Genomic DNA, 21869 nt, shown 5'->3' with positions numbered 1-21869 from the left:
TTTTCAAATATGGACTTAATCACATAATGCAAGTGTTGTTAAATGCTAATAATCAGAATGATATTGATATCTTTAAATTTTTGTCATGTACTTAGCTAAAAAATATAAAAAAGAGAGGCCGTTTGAGCCTCTCTTCTCATTTGTTAATGTATTATTTATATATTTGCCAATCATTGATTAATACAGATTTGTCGTGAAGAAATATCTATTCTCAATATTTTTATTACTTAATAGCCTGTTCTCTTTTGCACAGATCAATACAGACAGGGTAATCCTTATCGGGCGTAACTCCCTGTATTACGAAGACTACGTGCTGGCTATCCAGTACTTCAACCAGGCTATAAAGGCCAAGCCTTATCTTGCCGAACCCTATTTTTACAGGGCTATAGCCAAGTATTACCTCGACGACTATAAAGGGACGGAGGAGGACTGCACCCAAGCCCTCGAAAGGAATCCTTTTATGTCGAAAGCCTACCAGTTGAGAGCAGATGCCCGCCAGAACCAGAACAATTATGAAGGAGCGCTGGAGGACTACAAGGTAACACTGGACAATTACCCCAACGATAAGTTTGCTCTGGTCAATGTAGGGATAGTCAATATACAGAAAAAAGATTACGGCAACGCCGAAAAATACCTGAACGAACTGCTCCGCATATACCCTTCCTACACGCAGGGATACCTGACCCGTGGCGCTATGTATCAGGAAAAAGGAGATACCATACAGGCATTTGACAATTACAACGAAGCTATAAAGCGAGACAAATATATGGCTCAGTCGTATTCCATGCGCGGACTCCTTCATTATTACAAGAAAGATTTCGACAAGGCGCTCGAAGACCTCGATGAGGCCATCAAGATAGAACCGCTGCAATCGGGCAACTATATCAACCGCGGGCTGATCCGCTATTCGAAGAATGACCTGCGTGGAGCGATGGCCGACTATGACAAGGTTATCGACCTCGACCCCAATAATATCATCGCCCGATTCAACCGTGGTTTGCTACGGGCGCAGGTAGGAGACGACAACCGCGCTATATCCGATTTCGACGTAGTGCTCAGGTACGAACCCAATAACTATATAGCCTACTTCAACAGGTCTCTCATAAAGAGCAATATAGGAGATTACAACGGAGCCATAGAAGACCTCAATGTGGTGCTGGCCGAATACCCCGAATTCTATCACGGATTCTATGCGAGGTCTGACATCAAGCGCAGGCAGAACGACCTGAAAGGCGCCGAGAGGGACTATAACTATGCACGTAACGAAGAAAGCCGCAAGAATAGGGAAATGGCGGCGCAGGGCATAACCGAGGAAGATGCCAAGACGAGGGAAACATCTGATAAAGACATCGATAAGTTCAGCCTCCTTGTAGTAGCCGACAAGAAGGATGAAGAAAAGAGCAAATATGAAAGCAATACCCGCGGACGTGTTCAGAATAAGCAGGTACGCCTCGAACTTGAACCTCGTTTTGTGATTACCTATTACGAAAAGGCGAACGAGATAAGGAGGTTTGTATACTACAGCCAGTTGGTAGACATACTGAACAGGAGGTCGGTATTGCCTAAAAAACTAAGGATAACCAATAGCGAAGCATCGCTGAACGAGCCTCAGATAGGAGACCATTTCTGGTCTATTAATGAACTTTCGAAGCGGATAGACGAAAATTCGAAGAGTGCCGAATTGTATTTTGCACGGGCTATAGATTATATGCTGGTGCAGGATTTCTCAAGCTCTATCGACGACTTCAATAAAGCGATCGCGCTCGACCCTAAATTTACACTGGCTTACTTCGATTTAGCTGTGGTATATACCAAACAGCTCGATTTGAAGGAGAATATGCCGGAATATGAGAAAAAGTCTGAGCAGCCCGACGCCCTGTCTTCGCTGGGTGGAACACCCGCCAAGAAAGAGCCTACATTGTCGGGCACATCCCTGCTCGATCCGGGTAAGCTCGAGTATGACCTCATCGTAAAAAATTATACCAAGGTGATCGAACTCAACCCTGAATTTGTATACGCCTACTACAACAGGGCAGCGATACGCTACAAGCAGAACGACTTCCGTGCCGCCATACTCGACTATAACGAGGCCATCAGGCGCGACCCCCAGTTTGCCGAAGCATACTACAACCGCGGGCTGGCACGCTTCCAGATAAAGGACAAAGACCGTGCGCTCGACGATATGCGTAAAGCTGGCGAAATGGGCGTTATAGAAGCATATAGTATAATTAAACGTATGACAGAATAGTTGTTTCACAAAATAATGTAGGGGCTGGGGCTGCCCGCCCCATATTTATAAAGTAAGATTTTTTTACTCAGCTGGCGCAAGTTTAACCCAGTGTAACTTATGCCGATACTTTTCTACAGTTTGCAACTGTAAAGTAAAATTGATTATGCAAAAATAACCAATGACCGGAAAATTATATTTTATAACCATATTCCTTTTCCTCACTTCGGCATGTAACACCAAAAGCCCGAAGGAGGAAGAAAAGGCGGATACGAAAGAAGAAATACCTACATTAACCATCCCTGCGCCTCCCACCGTTGCCGAACAGGCAAAGAAGCATTACGAAAGCAAAGAAATTATCCCTTTGGCTTACAATGAATCGAAAGACTGTTTTTCGGGAACATTCCTTGTCTCATCTGATTACTACGCTGAACTGGCATTTGATATAGATTCACGTGATTTTCAGGTGTACATTAATGGGGTTAAGTCTACCACAAAGTTGGATTTATCTTCCTCCAATTTGTCCAATTTGTCCGAATACCTGTCTGTGTATGATTACAATGAGGATGGCTTTATGGATTTGGGCTTTGAGCAGGAGCTGTACCTGTTCGATAAAGAAAAGGAATGTTTCATCCCTGCTCCTAAAGATGATTATGCCGAACTGAAAAAGACTGTAGGTAGCACCGTGGGCTTTATTACATTTCCCGAACCCGGAGAGAAAGACGGACTGAAAGATAAAGCATACGTGATAAACAACGACGGCACACCGTGGATGTCTTTCCATATCGACTACTGGCGGCACAGCCACGAGTGGAAAGAGAACTTTCGCCCATGGGCGTTCGAGCTGGGCATCGGCGTTTTCGTTATCCGGTGTACCAAGGTAAATGCCGATAGTTACACCATTGTGGTAAACGAGTCCTTGAAAATAGAAAAAAGGCTGAAAAAGAACCCGAATATTAAGTTCAGTACACTTGAAGAACATATTCTGCATGTGCCTATTATAGACTTTGACGAAAAAGTGAACCCTATGCGCAAGGCTCCGAATGAAGAAGCGGAGTTGTTTGCATGGGATGAAGCAGACAGTGCTGGATATGGGTTCGAATTTATCCATGCCGTAGAGATGAAAGGCGACTGGATAAGGCTGGAAGCTTTTGACGGAAGTGAAGAAACATATCCTCTCGGCTGGATAAAATGGCGTGAAGGTAACAGATTTAGAATTCAATTTTTTTACTCGATATGATGAAACAGTTTTTTATATTTTTTTCCCTGCTTTTTTTATTGTTCTCCAATAATGGTATGTTGAGAGCACAGCAGGATGCAAAACAGTTACTATCCGACACCACTATTGTCTATTTTGTTGATGGAGTAAGTGCAGAGGGTACAGAAGCAATCGTTAAATATATGAATGGGAAAATAACGGAAAGCCTGATGGAAATCTATGGCGAGACCGGAAGGGCTATTATAAAATACACATTCACAGAGAATAAGATAGCCGTCAACGAAAAATATTATAAATACAAAGTCTACTTCTCCGAAATAGAATCGGGAGACGATATCGCGCTGGAAAGCGAGAAGGATTACTGTCTGGATATGGATGGCAATATAATGGGCGCTCAGGTTGAAGACAGGATAGATGTATTCAATGAATTTAAAGAAGCTGTCCCTTTCAGGTTGGAGGAATAAATACCCTATTTATGACAAGTTTGAGCGAAGCCGACTTTGCAGGAGTAGAGTCTTCTCTTTCTAAATTTGCCAATCTTACGGAATTGACATTGAAATCAGTAAAGCTCAATACATTGGAATGTTTATTACCATTGAAAACATTAAAGAAATTAACTCTGAGTGGAAAAACAATTACCGACTATTATCGGTGGGATTTGGAGGAAAAAAATTAGATAATGAATTTGAGCAATTAGTAACCAGACTGGGATTAACCTGATATCAAAACCAACATAAGCGGTTTGGCACTCGTTCTTTCGGATTTGTAATCCGAAAGCTTTTAATAGCGGATTTTATTACTAAAATCCGTTTAAATTATCTAATATAAAGAGATCTTTGGCAGCTTTATGAAAATTATGGCTTAGAAACTGTTTAAATTTTATTCGTTCAAATTTTTAGAGATGTTTTAGAGATGCTTTTTTTCTTCCTCGAAACGATAATAGCGGGCTATTTGAGTTGAGAGAAAGGAAAAAACAGCCGAAAACAGACTAAAAATGAACGAAGAAAAAGGTATAATAAAATATTCATATAAAATTTAAACAGTTTCTTAGTGTCTTTGTGAAAAAAAGTAACGATGAAAAATGGTGTAAGAACTGTCACTTTTGTCACTTTTTTATGTAACCCGTAATTATCATGAAAGGAAGACCACATTCCCGATTCGAAAAAGTAAGAAAAAACATACAATTAATCCCTAAAATCATTATTTTTGCAGATTCCAAAAAGCAACTCATTCGTAGGAGTTGCATAATTAAAAAAACAGAAAAAGTTATGATTAAAATTACATTTCCGGATGGTTCCGTGCGAGAGTTTGCCAAAGGAACCACATCTATGCAGATTGCCGAGAGCATCAGTTCCCGTCTGGCGCAGGAAGTACTTGCCGCCAAAGTAAACGGGGAGGTTTGGGACTTAACAAGGCCAATAGGTACGGATGCGACGATCGAACTGCTGAAATGGGAAGATGAAGACGGAAAGCATGCCTACTGGCACTCATCGGCTCACCTGATGGCAGAAGCCGTGCAGATACTTTATCCGCATGCCAAATTTGGTATAGGGCCGGCTATCGAAAACGGATTTTATTACGATATAGACTTTGGTGACACACCTGTCAAAGACACTGATTTCCCTAAGATTGAAGCCAAAATGATGGAGCTGATAGCCAATAAGGAAGAAATCAGGCGCCAGAGTATTTCCAAATCGGATGCAATAAAAATGTTTGATGCCCGTCACGAGAACTACAAAGTTGAACTTATCAACGACCTCGCTGACGGTACCATCACCACATATACACAGGGCGTATTTACCGACCTGTGCCGTGGCCCTCACTTGCCTAACACTTCCTATATCAAGGCAGTGAAGATACTGAGCGCGGCGGGTGCTTACTGGCGTGGCGACGAAAAGCGCAAGCAGCTTACACGCCTCTACGGCATCACTTTCCCTAAAAAGAAAATGCTGGATGAATACCTGGTGATGCTCGAAGAGGCCAAGAAGCGCGACCACCGCAAGATCGGTAAAGAGTTGGAACTGTTTGCCTTTTCCGAAAACGTAGGAAAAGGGCTTCCGTTGTGGCTCCCGCGCGGTACGCAGTTGCGCCTCAAACTCGAAGACTTCCTGAAAAAGATACAGAAGAAATACGACTACCTGCAGGTAATGACACCACATATCGGCAGTAAATTACTGTATGTCACTTCGGGACACTATGCCAAGTACGGTCAGGATTCGTTCCAGCCGATACACACACCCGAAGAAGGGGAAGAATTCCTGCTGAAGCCGATGAACTGCCCCCATCACTGCGAGATATATAAGATTGTACCACGCTCATACAGGGATTTGCCTTTGCGTATGGCCGAGTTTGGTACTGTATACCGTTACGAGCAGAGCGGCGAGCTTCACGGGTTGACGCGCGTGCGCGGCTTCACTCAGGATGATGCACATATATTCTGTATGCCGGAGCAGTTGAAAGAAGAATTCCTCAAAGTGATGGACATTGTGTTCATCATCTTCAAGGCGTTGGACTTCGAAAACTTTGAGGCGCAGATTTCGTTGCGTGACCCCGAAAATAAAGAAAAATATATCGGTAGCGACGAAAACTGGGAAAAGGCAGAACGCGCCATCATAGAAGCATGCGAAGAAAAGGGATTACCAGCACGTGTTGAACTTGGCGAAGCAGCTTTCTACGGGCCTAAGCTCGACTTTATGGTGAAAGATGCCCTCGGACGCCGCTGGCAGTTAGGTACTATCCAGGTGGATTACAACCTGCCCGAACGTTTCGAACTGGAATATACAGGTGCCGACAACCAGAAACACCGTCCGGTAATGATACACCGTGCGCCGTTTGGCTCTATGGAACGATTCATTGCCGTGCTGATCGAACACACTGCCGGAAAATTCCCGTTGTGGCTGGCTCCCGATCAGGTGGTTGTACTGCCTATCAGCGAGAAGTTCAACGACTATGCTTACCGTGTATCGGGTTACTTTAAGCAGCAGGGTATCAGTTCGCAAGTAGACGACCGTAACGAAAAGATAGGGCGTAAAATCCGCGATAATGAGTTGAAGCGTATCCCTTACCTGCTTATCGTTGGCGAGAAAGAAGCCGAAACCGGAGAAGTATCGGTGCGTAAGCAGGGCGAAGGCGATAAAGGCTCGATGAAATATACCAACTTTGCCACCCAGCTGAACGAAGAAATGGAAAAGATGATGAATGCCTGGGAGCGTGAGATGTAAATACTGATATTAAAGAATTTATTATAGCAAAGAGTCCTCCATTATAGGAGGACTCTTTTTCAACAAGCATTTTTAGCTATCGGTTACTGTACTGCATGAATGAAAATAATATATACCTGAGTAGATTACAAAGAATAACAGCATTCTCCTTTGAATTAAAAAGATAGGAGAGTTTGTGTGTGTTTGATAAGATTTTTTATTACCTTTGCACCCGGCTTTATTGTTAAGTAAATAAATGTAAATAATTAAAAGATAAAGGAGATTCTAATCGTTTTTGAATGAGGAATAACAGATTTAATCAAAAGAAAGAAGATTTACACAGGATCAACGGAAATATCCGTACCAGAGAAGTACGCCTGGTAGGCGACAATGTAGAACAAGGCGTTTATACCATACAGGAAGCATTGCGTATGGCCGATGAACTTGAACTTGACTTGGTGGAGATTTCCCCCACAGCTGAGCCGCCTGTGTGTAAAATAATGGATTATCAAAAGTTCCTTTATCAACAGAAGAAAAAACAGAAAGAGGCCAAGGCCAAGTCTGTAAAAGTGGTTGTTAAGGAGATCCGTTTCGGACCGCAGACCGATGACCATGACTTCAACTTTAAGTTGAAACATGCCAAAAGCTTTCTCGAAGAAGGTTCGAAGCTAAAGGCTTACGTGTTTTTCAAAGGACGTTCTATCCTATTCAAGGAGCAGGGCGAAGTATTGTTGCTCCGTTTTGCCACCGAACTGGAAGACTACGGAAAAGTAGACCAACTGCCGGCTCTCGAAGGTAAGAGGATGATAATGATGATGTCCCCTAAAAAAGCTCCGGTGAAAGCTGCCCCTGCCGCTAAGCCAAAAGAAGATAAGCCAAAGCTAAAGCTGGAAAAGAAACAAGAGGAGGAAAAGCCAAAAGAGGAAGAATAAATAATGTGCTGATATCAGTTAACAGTCAACAGTTAGCAGCTAACAATGATAACTCGTAGCTCGTAACTGCCCGAAGGGAAAACCCGGCACATTGAGATTCATATATAAATAATTAAATTAATTAACTGAGATGCCAAAAAAGAAGACTAATTCCGGTGCCAAAAAGAGGTTCGCCCTTACCGGAACAGGAAAAATCAAAAGGAAACATGCTTTCAAAAGTCACATCCTGACTAAGAAAACGAAAAAGCAAAAAAGAAACCTTACGCACACCGGTACAATAAGCAAGGTGGACGAGAAGGCTGTTAAGCAATTATTGGCAATGAAATAATTGTCTTTCGTTTAAACAAAAGCAAGTTTTAAAGATTTAATAACCGGATGTATGCAACAAAGTGTTTTTGAAACAGGAAAACCGCTATCATTCAAAACAACGTAAATTATGCCAAGATCAGTCAATCATGTTGCTTCGCGCAACCGCAGAAAAAAAGTATTAAAACTAACAAGAGGTTACTATGGCGCACGTAAGAACGTGTGGACAGTAGCCAAAAACACATGGGAAAAAGGTCTTACCTACGCCTTCCGTGACCGCCGCGCTAAAAAACGCAACTTCCGTGCACTATGGATACAACGTATCAATGCTGCTGCACGCCTCGAAGGAATGTCTTACTCGCGCCTGATGGGTGCCCTCCACAAAAACGGAGTGGAAATCAACCGTAAAGTCCTTGCCGACCTTGCAATGAACCATCCGGAAGCGTTCAAGGCAATCGTAGATAAAGTAAAATAAGGTATATCTATAGATACTAAGAAAGGGATTTCTGATACAGTAGTCCCTTTTCTTTTGCCATAGAATATAAGTAACTGTTTAAATTTTATACGAATATTTTATTATACTTTTTCTTCGTTCATTTTTAGTCTGTTTTCGGCTGTTTTTTCCTTTCTCTCAACTCAAATAGCCCACTATTATCGTTTCGAGGAAGAAAAAAGCATCTCTAAAACATCTCTAAAAATTTGAACGAATAAAATTTAAACAGTTACTAAAAGTTTGGAATAATTTTATATTTTTGTGTCGCCTAACGGCCCTGTAGTTTAATGGATAAAATAAAGGATTCCGGTTCCTTAGCTGTGGGTTCGATTCCCGCCAGGGTCACGCTGTTTTTTGAGATAAAGCTGTATATCAATCTGATATGCGGCTTTTGTTTTTTATATAGCTAAGGAAAGTCAGTCTTCCGTTTGTGAATTTACTTGCATTTCCAACTAAATTACTTATTTTTATACCGGATAAAATACAACCAACACATGGAACTCTCGATCATACAAAGCAAAATATACGAGATACGAGGCTACAAGGTAATGCTGGATTTCGACTTGGCGGAAATGTATCAGGTAGAGACAAAGCGCCTAAACGAATCGGTTAAGCGTAATATTAAACGTTTCCCTTCTGACTTTATGTTTGAGTTAACCAAACAAGAATGGGATAACTTGAAGTCGCAAATTGCGACTTCAAGTTGGGGAGGTACACGTAAATTGCCCAAAGCTTTTACCGAACAAGGCGTTGCTATGCTTTCAGGGCTGCTAAACAGCGATATAGCCATAGAGGTAAATATAAATATCATGCGTGCCTTTGTAGCCGTGCGCAATTATCTGATACAGCATGCCGAAACCTCAAGGGAGATATCTGCACTATGGCAACAAATAAAGAAACTGGAGGAACAAAGCGAAGAAAACCTTAGAGCCATAAACGACCTCAGCGAAGAAAACCAGAACGCTTTCGATGATATCTACATCGCCCTTGCCGAACTGGCAAAAAAGCAGAAAGCTATCACTGAATCCAAACCCCGTAAGCCTGTAGGATATATCAAACCTGAAAACGACAAATGAACCAACACATGGAACTGATACCAATAGAAAACAAAATATTTGAAATAAGAGGTAAGCAAGTAATGCTCGATACTGACCTTGCAGAAATGTATGGTGTGGAAACAAGAGTCTTAAAACAAGCTGTGAAACGGAATATAGAACGCTTCCCTGATGATTTTATGTTTGAGCTTACAAAAAAAGAATTTGATTCTTTAAGATCACAATTTGTGACCTTAAAGAACGAAGGGCGTGGACGGCATTCGAAATATCTGCCTTATGTATTCACTCAGGAAGGTGTAGCAATGCTGTCCGGAGTGTTGAGAAGTCCGGTAGCCGTTCAGGTGAATATAAATATCATGCGTGCCTTTGTGGCTGTAAGAAACTACTTATTAAATGAATCGCCTTCCCGCAAAATCGAAGAATTGTATCAAATGGTTAAAACACTGGAGAATAAACTTGAAGACCACATACAAGATTGGGAAGAAGAAAGCTTTGAAAACGAGAAGAAATTTGATGAACTCTATCTGGCTTTCACAGAATTAGCGGCAAAAGAACAACTAGCCTCACACAAAACGCCCCGCAAACCTGTAGGATATATCAAGCCGGAGAACGAAAACGACAAGTAATAAATACAAAAATTGCTAAGTTTTTATATTATCTTCCTCAAGTTTACTATATTTGCCTTGTACTAAGAAAGAAAAAATTATGACCGCAATAGAACTGGAAAGAAAGAAGGCGCTGCTATTGAAAGATATAGATAGTGAGGAACTATTGGACAAGGTGCAAAAATATATCAGCCGCATCAAAAAGTCCGCATCCAACTTGCCAACACAATTTCCTTCTGAAAAAGAAATGAATGAAAGTATAGACAGGGCAGAAGAAGATATTAAAGCTGGTCGTACTACTTCCCAGTCAGATATGGAAAAGCTCGCCGGTATATGCAAATAGAGTGGACCAATGAAGCTAAAGAACAGCTTGATACGATTTATTCGATGTATGAAGATATTAACCTGACAGCAGCGGTCAATATTCGCCAAAGTATAATACTGTCTGTCAGGAAATTGGTTGAATTTCCACATATGGCAGCAATAGAGCCTTTGTTAAAAAGAAGGAAAATTAAATACCGTTCGCTGGTTGTGGAGCGGCTTTTCAAAGTAATCTATTCAATAGATAAGAATACAATTTATATCTCCGCTGTCTGGGATTGCAGGCAGAATCCCAAAAAGTTAAAGAATAAAGTTAAAGGAAAGCCTTAATTATATACTTCCCCCTTACAAATTTACTTGCACATCTAACTAAAATCCTTAAATGATAATAAAGGTCGCAATTTGCGACCTTAAAAATACCAAAACCAACACATGGAACTATCAATCATCCAAAACAAAATATACGAGATACGCGGCTATAAAGTAATGCTGGATTTCGACTTGGCGGAAATGTACGGTACGGAAACAGGACTATTAAAACGTGCAGTAAGACGTAATTTTGAACGTTTTGAGGGCGATGATTTCATGTTTGAGGTAACGAAGGATGAACTTTCAAGATGCCAAATTGGTATCTTGAACAAAGGGCGGGGAAGTAACTTCAAATATCTTCCTTTTGCTTTTACTGAACTTGGTGTAGCTATGCTTAGTAGTGTCCTCAATTCTAAAACAGCCATTGAGGTAAACCGGAGTATCATGCGCGCCTTTGTTGTGGTTCGGCATCTTATAGTGGCTCCTCCTGTCGGAGAGATAAAACAACTGCAAAAAGAATTGCAAGAACTTAAAAAGTATATAGAAGACGTTTTTGCCGACTATAATGATATAAATGACGACAATCAGAACGCTTTCGATGAAATATACATCGCCCTTGCCGAACTGGCAAAAAAGCAGAAATCCATCACTGAATCCAAGCCGCGCAAACCCGTAGGATATATCAAACCCCAAAACGATAAGTGAATTTACTTGCATTACCAACCAAAATACTTACCTTTATACCAAACAAACGAAGTAAAATATGAACAAGCTTTTAACTATAATCCTGATGCTGAGCCTGTCGGTGGCTTTTGGTGCATGTAGCAGCGATGACGACAAAACAGAGGAATTTGTATGGAACGGCAACTGGAATGACCCTAGCGATCTTAATTATAAGCCGAACGGATATAATCCGATACAGGGACTGTGGAGAAAAGTAGAGGGAGATATAGGTTTTTACAATTCAGATGATTTTAAAACTTATCAAATAAAATTCTTAGCGAATGGAGATTATACGCAGAATTTTTATAGCGGATATATTATAAATGATAAGGCTTTTAAATATACTGATACATCGGATAAGGGTGCGTGGCGGTATAAAGTAGAAGGCGATTTATTATATATATATCCGAACCGAACATCAGATGATGATGTTCGTAAGTATGAGAGAGTAGAAGAAAAATAAAAAAAGTGGGAGTGAAGAACTCCCATTTTTATTATATAATTTTTCGGATTAATTTTAAAGCACATTTGTTTTTGCCCAAAGGGTCATAGCCATCTATTTCCGCTATATTGTAGAGGTCGCCATTTAGTTTTACCAACGATTTACCGAGGTTCCGGTATTCTTCCGACGTCAGGCAGCAATCTATAATGGTATAATCGTTGTTGTTATCCGCCAGTAACAGGAAATAATTTTTGGTAATCGTATCCGGTTCATCTTTGTAGTTTAGTACAATCCGCGTTTTCCGGTTATCCGTGTACTCATTCCCCACACAGGCTAAGGTTACGTTGTCTCCATTATTCATTATACTGTCGAATGTTTCCGTTTTGTACCAGAAGCGCTGCGGCATTTCATAGTACTTTTTCTCTTTCATTTCGTCATAGTCCGGCATCTTTTCCCATATCTCGTGTTCGGTAATAACGGGAATTTTTAATTCTTTCCCCGATTCTTCTATCTTTATTGTTTTCAGCCAGTTGTATGAGAAATCGGAGGTGTGGCTCAGTTTATTTGTTTCGTAGCTGCCGGTATAGAATTTTCCTCCTCCGTCATCGCCGGAGTTTACTATTTTCTCTTTTTTTTCGTTATCCTTCATCGATTCGTAATAGCCCTGTTCGGAGGTATCGATGGTAAATCCCAGTTCGTAGACATAAGGCAGTTTGAGCGATTCGTTTCGCCGCCGGCTGATACCTGCACGCCTGTCTAGATCGATAATATGGGACAGGCCGCTTACCAGTTCCTTATTCTTTACATTTAGTTCAAAGTTTACGCCCCCTGTGTGTATCATGTTTAGGTTGAACGCCTTACAGAAATTATCTATCCAGTCGTTTATCTTTACTTGCTGTGGCATAAATTCTACCAGATTGATATTCCCCTGCTCAAAGGTAGAGTCATCATCCCAGTTCATAGGTTTTTCACTGGCTCCGTCATCCCTCATTGTAAGCCAGTCTGCTTCTTGCATAAACGGTTCTACGGATAAGTAGAAATCTACCGTATGCCTTAGCCAGCCATACTGTGTGTCACCATATTTCATATCGATACGTAATCCCATATCTGATATCTCTATCAGCGAGAGCTTTTCCCCTGCTTCCATCCATACCACCTGCGCTATTTCGCCGTCGGCATCCTTTATGTTTGCATCTATATCCGTTCTAGACGGTGGCGCGTTGTCTATCTCTACTTTAAACCTATTGGTTTCTTTCCAGCCGTTCCCGGCCGTCCGTTCCAGATACCCGCTGTTTACCGATGCGGAGTAGGCTCTATCCTCTATTTCTCCATCCCATGATTTACCACCTTTAATTGCCATCGGGTTATTATAGATATATTGGCCTCTTTCTTCCGTAGGGTTTATATAGCTTCCCAGTCCGGGTTTTTTCCCCCACGCGAAGCCGCATAATATATCGGGATTCTGCTTCGGGTCTATAAAGTGCGTCTCCCCGGGCTTCGGGTAGGCGGTACCTACTTCTTCCGCGTTTTCTCTCTGATTATCATTGAAGAACACATTGTCGAACCTGATGTTTTCCAGACTGCCATCGAAGTTGCGCATCAGTTTCAGTTCGAAGCGTGACGAGTGGAAATGGTTGTTCTTGTCGGGGCTGTCGGGTTCCATCACAAAGGGCCCGCTGTTTCCGTTGATGTAATAGACCGTTTCGCTTCCTTTGCTAAGGCTTACTTTTGCCCTTAATATGATTTTGTACAGCCCCTTATTGGGGATGGTAAAGGTGGTTACATTATTATCGTTGGTAGTGATATTGCCACCTATATTATAGGTAGAAGACGGGGTCACTTTAGTATTGATAGCATTAAATAAATTAATGGTCTGTAACTTTCCTTCTTCGGTATCGTCCCTGTATGCCCTGTTTTCTACCTGTCTTTTTTTATCATCGTAGTTTGTCCACTTTCCGGATAGTTCCATCTTTCCTGTGTTCCATTTCATGGCAAAGTCGTTCGGGTTCATGTAACTGACATACAATTGTTTTAGCCTTTCGTCGTCGAAGGCGCTGCCTGTGAGTTTGTACTTAGCGTTTTCGAATATTTGTTCCAACATCCTCAGGCAGTTGACAGAGGGGGGAATATCCTCGAACCTGAAACGTACTGATGAGTCAAACACATCTTTATCTGTACTGGCTCCCTGCGATGAGGTCTTGTTAAGTAAACCATAAAGCGCAAACGGGAAGATACAGGGAGCTATTTCTCCATACTTCTTTTTGTCATACTCATCTTTGTTAAATGCCGTAATGGTAGGCGCTCCTTCAAATCCAATCTCCCACTTCCCCGCCTGATTCATCATCGTCTCCCCGAAGATATCCTTCACCGTCAGCGGGGCGGGCACACCCAGATTACCTTTGTAGCTGTCGGGTGTGATTTCACTCAGGCGGAATTTGCCGTTGAGGATGAGGATACCGTCTACATACAGGCGCGCGTCCTCATAGATGCGGAACTTACCCTTTACCTCCTCCACATTCACATGGCTGAAGATCTCGTTGTTGTTCGGCGTAGCAGGCAGGCTTATCTCGTAAGACATCTGCGCGTCCTTCACACTGAGTTCGGCAGGGTTGATAAACTGGCGCTTAAGACGGATACCCAGGCTTTCGGGGCTGTCTATGTCGCAAAGGCGGTTTTTGATGTATAATTCTATATTCATAATAATCACCCTCTCCCACCTCCCCCAAAAGGGGAGGAGACGCAAATCGGGATTTGTTTTGCCCCCTCAATCCCCTGTCGGGAGACTTGCAGAGAGGGTATTGGTTAATAATAATTGTATTCTTTTTCTTATTCCTCCCCCTTTGGGGGATTTAGGGGGTGCTCCCTCCCCTGCGGGAGATTGGGGGTGCTATTATCCCATAGCTCAACCCACAGTCCCGCTCCATCAACTTGTTCAGGCAGACGTATCGTTGCGCGTCTACCGAATGGTTGTAGCGGTCGATAGGCCTGTTGGTAGGTTCGCCGTTGATGTCCGTTTGCCAGCGGTAGTTGCGGTACTCGTTGATGATGTTTACGCTGCGCTGCGTGATGTGCTTGCGGTAACGGTTGAGTATCGATATGCCCGTTCCGATGCTGTCCTTTCCCTTCTGCGCGGGTTCTATCCTCCAGCCTTTCGCCCTGATTTCGCTGATGCTTTTCGGCTCGGCGCTATCGGCTATTACGGGCAGGTCGTGGGGGATGTTGTGCGCGTCCAGCACGCCGGCTATCATCATATTGTCGTATCCCTTGTCGTACAGCAGTTCGTCTATCCACAATTCCCCATCGTGCAGGCGCATGTCTACGATTGCCGTTGGGTCGTTGGTAAAGCCGAAGTCGATACCTATCCAGCGTTTTTTGTACGTCTCCGGCATCTGTTTCACGATGTCCCAGTTGGTAATGATCGCCCCCCTCAGCGAGCCTGTCAGCCCTTGGCCGTACACCAGCCACCAGTCCTTGTCGTTGCGGTTCGATTCTATCTCCTTTACCTGCGCGGCGGTCAGGTACTCATTGTCCCTGTAGGTAGAGTGTATCAGCATGGCATCGCTGCCACTCAGCACCTTTTCGTCGAGCCAGAATTCGAAGCAGGGGTTGCAATCCAGAAAAATGGTTTCGGTGGTACGGATTGCCAGCTGGCGGAATACCTCATATTCTATATTGATGCACTCGTTGATGTACAGTATATTCCTGCTTGGGCCGTGTACCTTTGCCGGATTGTCTGCCGAAAAGAACTCGATAATAGACTTATTTACCTTGTAAATCTTGTCCGTAGCATTCCAGTTCTTGGCGCTCCATTTCCTTTCTTTTTGCAGTATCTCCCTGAAATCGCGTATGCAGCCTTTCTTGAGGTGCGGCATCGATTCGGACACCACCGATATGATCTTTGCCTCCTGAGAATATTCGGCGATAAGGAACAAAAGCTGCAACTGGCTGTATGTCTTCGACGAGCGTGTCGAACCCTTGTTTACGATATAGCGGTACCGCTTGTTGTAAGTTGCCAGATTTTTGTCAAATACAGTAGTTATGTCCATAATAGGCACCCCCTCCCCACCTCCCCCAAAAGGGGAGGAGTTCCAAGAGGGTATTTTTCTTTATTGATTGATACAGTACATGACAAAAATTATTCAAACACAATTTGGAGACGATGTAGGGGCAGTGGCTTGTCCCTGCACACTTGTCATCGTTTACGGGCACCCACAAGGGGATGCCCCTACAGCAGGATGTAAAATTTTGTCATGTACTTAGTTGATTGATAATTCATTTTTTCATGGCTATCCTTTCCCCCTCCCTTTTTGGGAGGGTTGGGGAGGGGAGCTAATTATACGAATCCGAATAACGGTATTTCATTTCCAGACGGAAAAGTTCGTCTTTCGAATTTGGCTTTATATTCAACTCATCTACAATTATATAGCGTTTTGTTGCCAGTTCGTATACAGATTTAGAAGCGCTCAGTTCTTTCAGCCAGTTGCATACCTGGCGTGTCACAGGCATAGACTGTACTATAAACTGCTCCGTTACCTTCTTGCTATACACCGATTCTATCTCGCTGCGGCTAGTGAATCCCGGCAACTGTGTCTTAAATATTGTACTGGTTTCTGTCTTGAAATCCGTTTGCTCCGTTCCCGAAAAGTTGAAGCTGCTCCATCCGCCCAGACGGTTGAGGAAAGCAAAATCGTTTACTTTATGCAAACATTCGGGTAAAATATTGAATGTTATATCTTCGCTTATCTGCACAGCCTCTTTGTCGGGGCAGTCGGGATAAAGGTATATCAGCGAGGCTTTTACCATACCTGTTTTCGGGTATTCGTCCAGCAGGCTGTCTATGTCGAGCCTGAGGGTATTTACCATAAAGAAGTCTTTGCGGGCTTTCAGGTGTCTGACCACCTTTTCCGTTGTCCTTCCCGACTGCGACAGAAGTTCGTAGCGGATACCAAATCGATATTCTTCGGCAAGGTTTTGGCTATGTCCGGCGTCCGACAGTATAAAGTTGAAGTATTGCGTCTGCCCTTTTATATGGAAGAAAGCAGGCTGGTTGGTCAGCGGCTTCACCTTGTTTATCTTGCCGGGCTCTTTCTTTATTTCCTTTGTGTCGAACACATATGCCGACAAGTCATTTGCTTCCAGCGTGCGGTTGTAGCCTGTTATGGAGTACAATACGGGCGAATGGTATAGCAGTGAGCTGCCCGAATTGATTTTATTGGAAATTACCCGTTTGGCAGTAAACCTGAAATCGCGGATCGTACCGGTTTCCACCCAGTCCTTAGCATCAAGGAAAGCGTTGGGCGTATCTTTGTTGCCAAGTATATTCACGTTGAACCAGATGGGGGCGTAGGAATAAGCCTTTGTAAGGGTTAGCGCCTGTGTTCCCATATTGTTGTTATCCGGTGTGTCGTCCTCTCCCAAAAACACGGATGTGTTTTTATACAGGTCGAGGTGTATTTCCACATTGTCGTAGTTGAGGGCTATCTGGTCTGCTCCTGCGGGATAGGTATCTGTAGGGTCGCCACTGACGTTGAAGAAGATATAGTCTTTTCCCGCGCTGTTTTTCTCAAAGGCAAACCAGAAAGCGTAACGCTTGCCTTCCCCGTTTGATGTCAGATTAATAACACTATTGTCTTCTGCCGATATGGAAATATTGAAGCTTTTGAGGAAATCATTCTGCTTGAGGCAGTCCTTTAAGCTTTGCGTTGTCTTGTCCCGCTGGTATTGCCATGCAGGGCCTGTGTATTGATTCAGTTCGCCCAGATAGAAAATATTATTTTCGCTGTCTTTGCCTAATTCGCCCGAGTCGGATGTTCCCCTGAACTTGTGTTCCCTGCCCGATTCGGCTTCTATGATGCTGAACGCGGAGATGTTGTCGTATTCTTTGATACCTCCCGGTTGGCTGCCCACAAGGGCGTATCCGCTACCTGTCACTTTCAGTTGTATATCCACCGGCTTGGCTTTGGACGATGTTTTTGCTTCGAACTGTATATAGTTCGGGTTGCCCGACAAAGAGACTTTCGCGGGTTGTATGGTATCGTTGGCTATCTCAAGCCCTTCTGTAAAGTATCCCATTAGTTAAAATATTTGGTTAATTCGTCGATTGTTGCTTCAAATAATCTGTCGTACCATTCGGTGTCGAACATCTGTTCTATTCGTTCTTCGAGGGTTGCCAGTATCGGCCGCCCTTCGTGTCCGTCGCGCCAGATGGCACGGGCTATCAGGTAGAGGGTGCTGTTGTCGGCAGGAATATTTCTTGCCAGTGCCCAGTCGCGCAATTCGTCTATCGGTGGGAATTTCCCTTGGCGGGGCGCGCGCCCGTTCTCTATGTAAGTGAGGTAATTGCCTAAATATGTGCTGATAACGATATTCCCGTTTCGCTCATGCCACGATACCTCAATGTCCTTAGCCTTGTCGCGCAGGGTATTTTTGCCTGTTTTGCGGTTTGCGCTAACCTTATCATCTTTGAAGATGGTATCGGCAAGGGTGGCTATCTCGGAGGTTATCTGGTCTATTACTTTTGCTAGTTGGCCCCCTAATCCCCCGGAGGGGGACTTACTGACAGGGTATTGGTTTGTAGTTGTTTTACTCATTCTTTCATTCTTTTATTGTGGCTTGCTCAAGTCCCCTCAGGGGGATTAGGGGGCTTTCCTCGTTTTCAATTCAAAGTCGGGGAACTTATTCACAAACACCTCGCAGGTATTGGCCGGAGAGAGGTCGAAGTTTTTCAGCAATTCATTTTCTCCGAACTCTTTGTCCTCATCAAACTGCTCGTCAATCAGGCACAGGTTTTGCATGTTTGCTTGTGTAAAGTTTACCGAGAATCGGCATCCGCAGGCGTTGTCGTCGTAGTAATCCCTCAGCGTGAGATAGTCCCAGTCGGGGGTAATCCAGATGCCCAGTGTGTCGCAGTCTCTTTTTATCCGTTCGATGATGTTCAACCCCGCCGAGAAAGCAAGGTTTTGCAGATGGCTGACCGATTCGTCACTGACCGGAGTGAAAAGAATGGAAAAATCTACCGAATTGGTAAAGGTATTGTTGCGGTTACTCCCCCGTACCGGGTCTTCGAGCCAGAAAAGGGGATACGCGTCTTTGCCGCTGCCCAGTTCGTAATTGCGGTTGTAATAGAAGGCCTTGATAAGCTTATGCTCTCGTGCCTGATTCCTGAAAATGCCTATTATACTTTCTATCATTTCTAAAAATTTAGTATGTGTTTTATACTAGATAAATTTTTAAAAAGTTGATGACAAATTCTTATCTTTGGTGAGATGAAGCCGTTGCAGTAGGGGCAATCCCTTGTGGTTGCCCACAAATACAAGAAGCGGTCAGTGACAAGCCGCTGCCCCTGCATATGTCTAATAAGCAGTAAATTATATTCATACGTCGAAACTATGCAAAAAGGAGACATTTACAATTACTACAACAAAGGAAAACAGAAATATACAGCGCTACAGATTGTAAACACAGACCACGAAAAACAGGAATACCTGCTGCTGGCATTGTATTACTGGGACGACAACCCGTTGATCGAAAAAGATATAGACGCTATAAAACCTTTCTGGCAAGACCACCATAGCTGGGCTGGCGGATATGACTTCATGCTCAGCAAAGGCGAAATGCCGGATAATTATTCCTTTGTAGGCAGCAGGGACGTATTATGTGAGCCTGGCGAAGGATATACCAAAGCCGGAAGTTGGCATTACGACTGCCTGCAAGTGTCGTTGCAAAAAGCATGGGACGAACTGCCCGACTCCTTCAAAAAGAAATATAAGGAGATGAAAGGCAACCGATCGAACGTCATAGCCTCAACTATGGCTGAGATAGCCGATGCCGCAGAGCTGGACGCCGCATATCCTGCCCTGACCAAAATAGAAGTGGAGGGTGCTAAACCCTGGCTACAGGATTATATAAATACACATCACAATGTAACGGAAGTGATTTGGAAAAATGCCGGAGAGAAAGTTATCGACCTATCTCAAACACGCCTGCAAACATTCAGGACAGACGGACTGGGCATCGAAGAAATAATATTGAGTGACTGCATGAGCGAGTTATCTTTTCAGGCTCCTGTTGAAAACGCGATAAAGATAACACCCGCACCCAAAAACCGCGCATTCGATCTGCATGTACAAAATACGAACAACCTGCACCTGTTCAAAGGATTGAATATTACCGAACTATGGGTGTCCGGCGACGGCAAAACCGATATAGATATGCAAGTGATTGCCGAAAACCTTCCACACTTGAGGGTGTTGCGCATCTGGGGTAAGTCTAATTATATCATCAATATGGAAAAAATCGCATTGCTGGACGGGCTGCGGTGGCTTACCCTGCGCGATATATTCGGATTTGCGGCGGATGATTTCCCCGCGCGCAAAGACTTTCCGTACATTACCTGTATCTGGATGGACAGCATACCCGATGATGTAGCCAAAAAGGTGAAGAAAGAGTATAAGGGGATTGACCTGTGGATAACCAAAGGGCGCAAACCCGAATGGCTGGAAGCCAACCTCAACAACCCCTTCCGCCACTGGGACGGAGACGACCACATCCCGCCTGCTCATGCCAAAAAGGCTGCAAACCTGTACATCAAATTCAACAAACAGATAGATAAACTGATAAAGGACAAACTGCCTGCCGGTAAGATGCAGGGCGAGCTGGAAAAGATAGTGACGGAGTACACGCAGGAGTTCAACAAGATGGACAAGCGTACCCAGTGGATCGACACCATGCTGCGCGAAGATATTTTGGATGTGTTGGGCAAGCTGCTAGAGCCTGTAAAAGAGGCTTACGGCGAAAAGGTAGACTTTAACAAGCTGGATATTCTCTTCGAGGGCATGATGGATTTTTAGCCCCCTCAATCCCCCAAAGGGGACTAGCAGAGGGGGTATTAATCAATTGTTTCATCTTTCTTTTTCTCCCCCTACGGGGGAGCTAGAGGGGGCTCTCACCTCCTCATTTGCCTCTCAAACTTATATTGTTCTTCTTCGGCGCGGGCCTTATCTATTCGGTAGAGGAGAAATCCGAACACCTCGCTAACTGTTTTTCCAGTGACCGTATCAAATAAGTATATCTTATCCTCTGCCAGATCGGCAATCGTTTTATACCACCCCCATTTATTGCAAAAGTCTTTGTATCCTTTAGAAACCGGCCGGCCTGAGCCATTACCGTCGAATAGTGGTTCAAAATCGCTTCGGATTCTCTCTTTCTGGATAAAAAAAAACTTATCAGTGGCAATGCCTTGTCGCAAGGCAGGTTGCGGAACATTTCCGCCCGTTCGGGGGCGAGGTCGGGGTTATACTTTTCGCCGATGGGACGGCACAGGATAGCCAGCAGTTCCGACAATTTGGATTCGCTGTCGCTGCCGATTACATTTTCTGCATCTACCCATTCGCCAAGTGTTAATCTGTCGGCAAAGGAGATAAAATATTCTTTACCATTGGTTTTTACACTGGCAGCCGGCGGCAGTTCGCTGTCGAACACAAAGTCGATAATACCCGCTATGGTGTTGAATACCTGTGCGGGCGATTCCAGCAGCATATCTGCATCTATGCCGCACACATCGGCTACAAAGCGCACCTGGTCGAGCTTTGTCTCAGGGTTTTGCATATAGAGGCGTTCATAATCGGCCAGCCGGATGTCGCGCCAGCTTTCGGGAATTTCCAGTTTTACGTCGTTGAATTCTACTTTTATCATATTCAAAATAATTTATCTTATAGTAGTAGATAATTTTTTTTGAATGTGATGAAAAATGTAGGGGGTGTGTCATAAGTAATTTTCACTTTCATTTTGTCATGTTGAACGGAGTGAATTGAAAATCGGCAGAGCAAAGCGGAGCCAAATATCCCGTGTCCGGAGGGTCGGGATTCTTCATTGCATTCAGAATGACAAAGAGGGTAACAATTTAATAGACTGTTTTTACTTATGCGAATCAAGGGTTGCTTTGTAATCCTTCGGTCTCGGTCATCTTTTACAAGATTTATATAGTTTTTACCTTTGCATAGGAGAGAGTTAACGATAAATTAAGGAGCCATCAGTTT

22 protein-coding genes and 1 tRNA gene are annotated in these 21869 nt (G+C 43.5%); 17 read left to right on the top strand and 6 right to left on the bottom strand.

The features are described from left to right. Positions 1-193 precede the first annotated feature (193 nt). From D0T84_RS16750 to D0T84_RS16680, 15 genes are all read left to right on the top strand, one after another. Positions 194-2248: a tetratricopeptide repeat protein gene (locus D0T84_RS16750; protein WP_163309012.1), complete on the top strand. Its 2055-nt coding sequence runs from the start codon at positions 194-196 to the stop codon at positions 2246-2248. 160 nt (positions 2249-2408) lie between these two features. Then, a complete protein-coding gene (locus D0T84_RS16745; protein WP_163309011.1) occupies positions 2409-3467 on the top strand; it encodes a hypothetical protein in 1059 nt (352 codons plus the stop codon). Further along, complete coding sequence (locus tag D0T84_RS16740) at positions 3464-3910, top strand: hypothetical protein (RefSeq protein ID WP_163309010.1); 447 nt, start codon at positions 3464-3466, stop codon at positions 3908-3910. Before D0T84_RS16745 ends, D0T84_RS16740 begins: the two co-directional genes overlap by 4 nt. Positions 3911-3921: 11 nt before the next feature. Next, entirely contained in the window at positions 3922-4122 is a 201-nt protein-coding gene (locus D0T84_RS16735) for a hypothetical protein (RefSeq protein ID WP_163309009.1), read from the top strand. Positions 4123-4714: 592 nt separating this feature from the next. Further along, positions 4715-6667, top strand: a complete 1953-nt coding sequence (gene thrS / locus D0T84_RS16730) for a threonine--tRNA ligase (RefSeq protein WP_163309008.1) — start codon at positions 4715-4717, stop codon at positions 6665-6667. A gap of 278 nt (positions 6668-6945) precedes the next feature. Then, entirely contained in the window at positions 6946-7578 is a 633-nt protein-coding gene (gene infC / locus D0T84_RS16725) for a translation initiation factor IF-3 (protein WP_163309007.1), read from the top strand. A gap of 130 nt (positions 7579-7708) precedes the next feature. Continuing rightward, positions 7709-7906 carry a 50S ribosomal protein L35 gene (gene rpmI / locus D0T84_RS16720; protein ID WP_163309006.1) on the top strand — a complete coding sequence of 66 codons (198 nt, stop codon included), beginning with the start codon at positions 7709-7711 and terminating at the stop codon, positions 7904-7906. 108 nt (positions 7907-8014) lie between these two features. After that, on the top strand, positions 8015-8359 hold the full coding sequence (gene rplT, locus D0T84_RS16715) for a 50S ribosomal protein L20 (RefSeq protein ID WP_006798843.1): 345 nt from the start codon (positions 8015-8017) through the stop codon (positions 8357-8359). Positions 8360-8650: 291 nt separating this feature from the next. Further along, a tRNA-Arg gene (locus D0T84_RS16710) sits at positions 8651-8722 on the top strand. 149 nt (positions 8723-8871) lie between these two features. Beyond that, a complete protein-coding gene (locus tag D0T84_RS16705; protein ID WP_163309005.1) occupies positions 8872-9453 on the top strand; it encodes an ORF6N domain-containing protein in 582 nt (193 codons plus the stop codon). An 8-nt stretch (positions 9454-9461) separates the two neighbouring features. Continuing rightward, on the top strand, positions 9462-10058 hold the full coding sequence (locus tag D0T84_RS16700; RefSeq protein WP_163309004.1) for an ORF6N domain-containing protein: 597 nt from the start codon (positions 9462-9464) through the stop codon (positions 10056-10058). A gap of 79 nt (positions 10059-10137) precedes the next feature. Continuing rightward, positions 10138-10380, top strand: coding sequence for a hypothetical protein (locus D0T84_RS16695; protein WP_163309003.1), 243 nt, complete (start codon positions 10138-10140; stop codon positions 10378-10380). Further along, positions 10371-10688: a type II toxin-antitoxin system RelE/ParE family toxin gene (locus D0T84_RS16690; protein WP_163309002.1), complete on the top strand. Its 318-nt coding sequence runs from the start codon at positions 10371-10373 to the stop codon at positions 10686-10688. The genes D0T84_RS16695 and D0T84_RS16690 overlap by 10 nt, the downstream gene beginning before the upstream one ends. Before the next feature lie 102 nt (positions 10689-10790). After that, entirely contained in the window at positions 10791-11372 is a 582-nt protein-coding gene (locus D0T84_RS16685; RefSeq protein ID WP_163309001.1) for an ORF6N domain-containing protein, read from the top strand. A gap of 58 nt (positions 11373-11430) precedes the next feature. Further along, positions 11431-11853 carry a hypothetical protein gene (locus tag D0T84_RS16680; RefSeq protein WP_163309000.1) on the top strand — a complete coding sequence of 141 codons (423 nt, stop codon included), beginning with the start codon at positions 11431-11433 and terminating at the stop codon, positions 11851-11853. A gap of 31 nt (positions 11854-11884) precedes the next feature. On the opposite strand, the gene D0T84_RS16675 is transcribed toward D0T84_RS16680, so the two are convergent. Then, positions 11885-14530, bottom strand: coding sequence for a hypothetical protein (locus D0T84_RS16675; protein ID WP_163308999.1), 2646 nt, complete (start codon positions 14528-14530; stop codon positions 11885-11887). A 151-nt stretch (positions 14531-14681) separates the two neighbouring features. Next, entirely contained in the window at positions 14682-15878 is a 1197-nt protein-coding gene (locus tag D0T84_RS16670; RefSeq protein WP_163308998.1) for a PBSX family phage terminase large subunit, read from the bottom strand. A 79-nt stretch (positions 15879-15957) separates the two neighbouring features. Here D0T84_RS16670 and D0T84_RS23035 point away from each other — a divergent pair, with 79 nt between their 5' ends. Beyond that, entirely contained in the window at positions 15958-16092 is a 135-nt protein-coding gene (locus D0T84_RS23035; protein ID WP_255495435.1) for a hypothetical protein, read from the top strand. 69 nt (positions 16093-16161) lie between these two features. Here D0T84_RS23035 and D0T84_RS16665 read toward each other — a convergent pair whose 3' ends face one another. The 3 genes from D0T84_RS16665 to D0T84_RS16655 are packed head-to-tail and all read right to left on the bottom strand — an operon-like array spanning position 16162 to position 19022. Continuing rightward, positions 16162-17904 (bottom strand): hypothetical protein, encoded by a 1743-nt coding sequence (locus D0T84_RS16665; protein ID WP_163308997.1) that lies wholly within the window; start codon positions 17902-17904, stop codon positions 16162-16164. After that, positions 17904-18422 carry a hypothetical protein gene (locus tag D0T84_RS16660; protein WP_163308996.1) on the bottom strand — a complete coding sequence of 173 codons (519 nt, stop codon included), beginning with the start codon at positions 18420-18422 and terminating at the stop codon, positions 17904-17906. Before D0T84_RS16660 ends, D0T84_RS16665 begins: the two co-directional genes overlap by 1 nt. 45 nt (positions 18423-18467) lie before the next feature. Next, the gene (locus D0T84_RS16655) at positions 18468-19022 is read right to left on the bottom strand and encodes a hypothetical protein (protein ID WP_163308995.1); all 555 of its coding nucleotides are present in this window, start codon (positions 19020-19022) and stop codon (positions 18468-18470) included. Between the two features lie 198 nt (positions 19023-19220). Between D0T84_RS16655 and D0T84_RS16650 the strand changes: the two genes are divergently transcribed. Then, positions 19221-20681, top strand: coding sequence for a hypothetical protein (locus D0T84_RS16650; RefSeq protein ID WP_163308994.1), 1461 nt, complete (start codon positions 19221-19223; stop codon positions 20679-20681). Between the two features lie 151 nt (positions 20682-20832). Here D0T84_RS16650 and D0T84_RS16645 read toward each other — a convergent pair whose 3' ends face one another. Further along, positions 20833-21525, bottom strand: a complete 693-nt coding sequence (locus tag D0T84_RS16645; RefSeq protein WP_163308993.1) for a hypothetical protein — start codon at positions 21523-21525, stop codon at positions 20833-20835. Positions 21526-21869: the final 344 nt, after the last annotated feature.

It is taken from the genome of Dysgonomonas sp. 521 (genome assembly GCF_010501055.1).
GTDB lineage: Bacteria > Bacteroidota > Bacteroidia > Bacteroidales > Dysgonomonadaceae > Dysgonomonas.
The sequence above is the reverse complement of the archived record's forward strand: the minus strand, read 5'-3'. Positions and strand labels throughout refer to the sequence as shown.

Bases quoted from the DNA above. Each gene is read 5' to 3' on its own strand.
- rplT (WP_006798843.1), top strand. From the start codon at position 8,015: ATGCCAAGATCAGTCAATCATGTTGCTTCGCGCAACCGCAGAAAAAAA.
- infC (WP_163309007.1), top strand. From the start codon at position 6,946: ATGAGGAATAACAGATTTAATCAAAAGAAAGAAGATTTACACAGGATC.
- thrS (WP_163309008.1), top strand. From the start codon at position 4,715: ATGATTAAAATTACATTTCCGGATGGTTCCGTGCGAGAGTTTGCCAAA.
- D0T84_RS16660 (WP_163308996.1), bottom strand. From the start codon at position 18,422: ATGAGTAAAACAACTACAAACCAATACCCTGTCAGTAAGTCCCCCTCC.
- rpmI (WP_163309006.1), top strand. From the start codon at position 7,709: ATGCCAAAAAAGAAGACTAATTCCGGTGCCAAAAAGAGGTTCGCCCTT.
- D0T84_RS16700 (WP_163309004.1), top strand. From the start codon at position 9,462: ATGGAACTGATACCAATAGAAAACAAAATATTTGAAATAAGAGGTAAG.
- D0T84_RS16740 (WP_163309010.1), top strand. From the start codon at position 3,464: ATGATGAAACAGTTTTTTATATTTTTTTCCCTGCTTTTTTTATTGTTC.
- D0T84_RS16675 (WP_163308999.1), bottom strand. From the start codon at position 14,530: ATGAATATAGAATTATACATCAAAAACCGCCTTTGCGACATAGACAGC.
- D0T84_RS16685 (WP_163309001.1), top strand. From the start codon at position 10,791: ATGGAACTATCAATCATCCAAAACAAAATATACGAGATACGCGGCTAT.
- D0T84_RS16670 (WP_163308998.1), bottom strand. From the start codon at position 15,878: ATGGACATAACTACTGTATTTGACAAAAATCTGGCAACTTACAACAAG.
- D0T84_RS16655 (WP_163308995.1), bottom strand. From the start codon at position 19,022: ATGATAGAAAGTATAATAGGCATTTTCAGGAATCAGGCACGAGAGCAT.
- D0T84_RS16705 (WP_163309005.1), top strand. From the start codon at position 8,872: ATGGAACTCTCGATCATACAAAGCAAAATATACGAGATACGAGGCTAC.
- D0T84_RS16650 (WP_163308994.1), top strand. From the start codon at position 19,221: ATGCAAAAAGGAGACATTTACAATTACTACAACAAAGGAAAACAGAAA.
- D0T84_RS16645 (WP_163308993.1), bottom strand. From the start codon at position 21,525: ATGATAAAAGTAGAATTCAACGACGTAAAACTGGAAATTCCCGAAAGC.
- D0T84_RS23035 (WP_255495435.1), top strand. From the start codon at position 15,958: ATGACAAAAATTATTCAAACACAATTTGGAGACGATGTAGGGGCAGTG.
- D0T84_RS16695 (WP_163309003.1), top strand. From the start codon at position 10,138: ATGACCGCAATAGAACTGGAAAGAAAGAAGGCGCTGCTATTGAAAGAT.
- D0T84_RS16745 (WP_163309011.1), top strand. From the start codon at position 2,409: ATGACCGGAAAATTATATTTTATAACCATATTCCTTTTCCTCACTTCG.
- D0T84_RS16680 (WP_163309000.1), top strand. From the start codon at position 11,431: ATGAACAAGCTTTTAACTATAATCCTGATGCTGAGCCTGTCGGTGGCT.
- D0T84_RS16665 (WP_163308997.1), bottom strand. From the start codon at position 17,904: ATGGGATACTTTACAGAAGGGCTTGAGATAGCCAACGATACCATACAA.
- D0T84_RS16735 (WP_163309009.1), top strand. From the start codon at position 3,922: ATGACAAGTTTGAGCGAAGCCGACTTTGCAGGAGTAGAGTCTTCTCTT.
- D0T84_RS16690 (WP_163309002.1), top strand. From the start codon at position 10,371: ATGCAAATAGAGTGGACCAATGAAGCTAAAGAACAGCTTGATACGATT.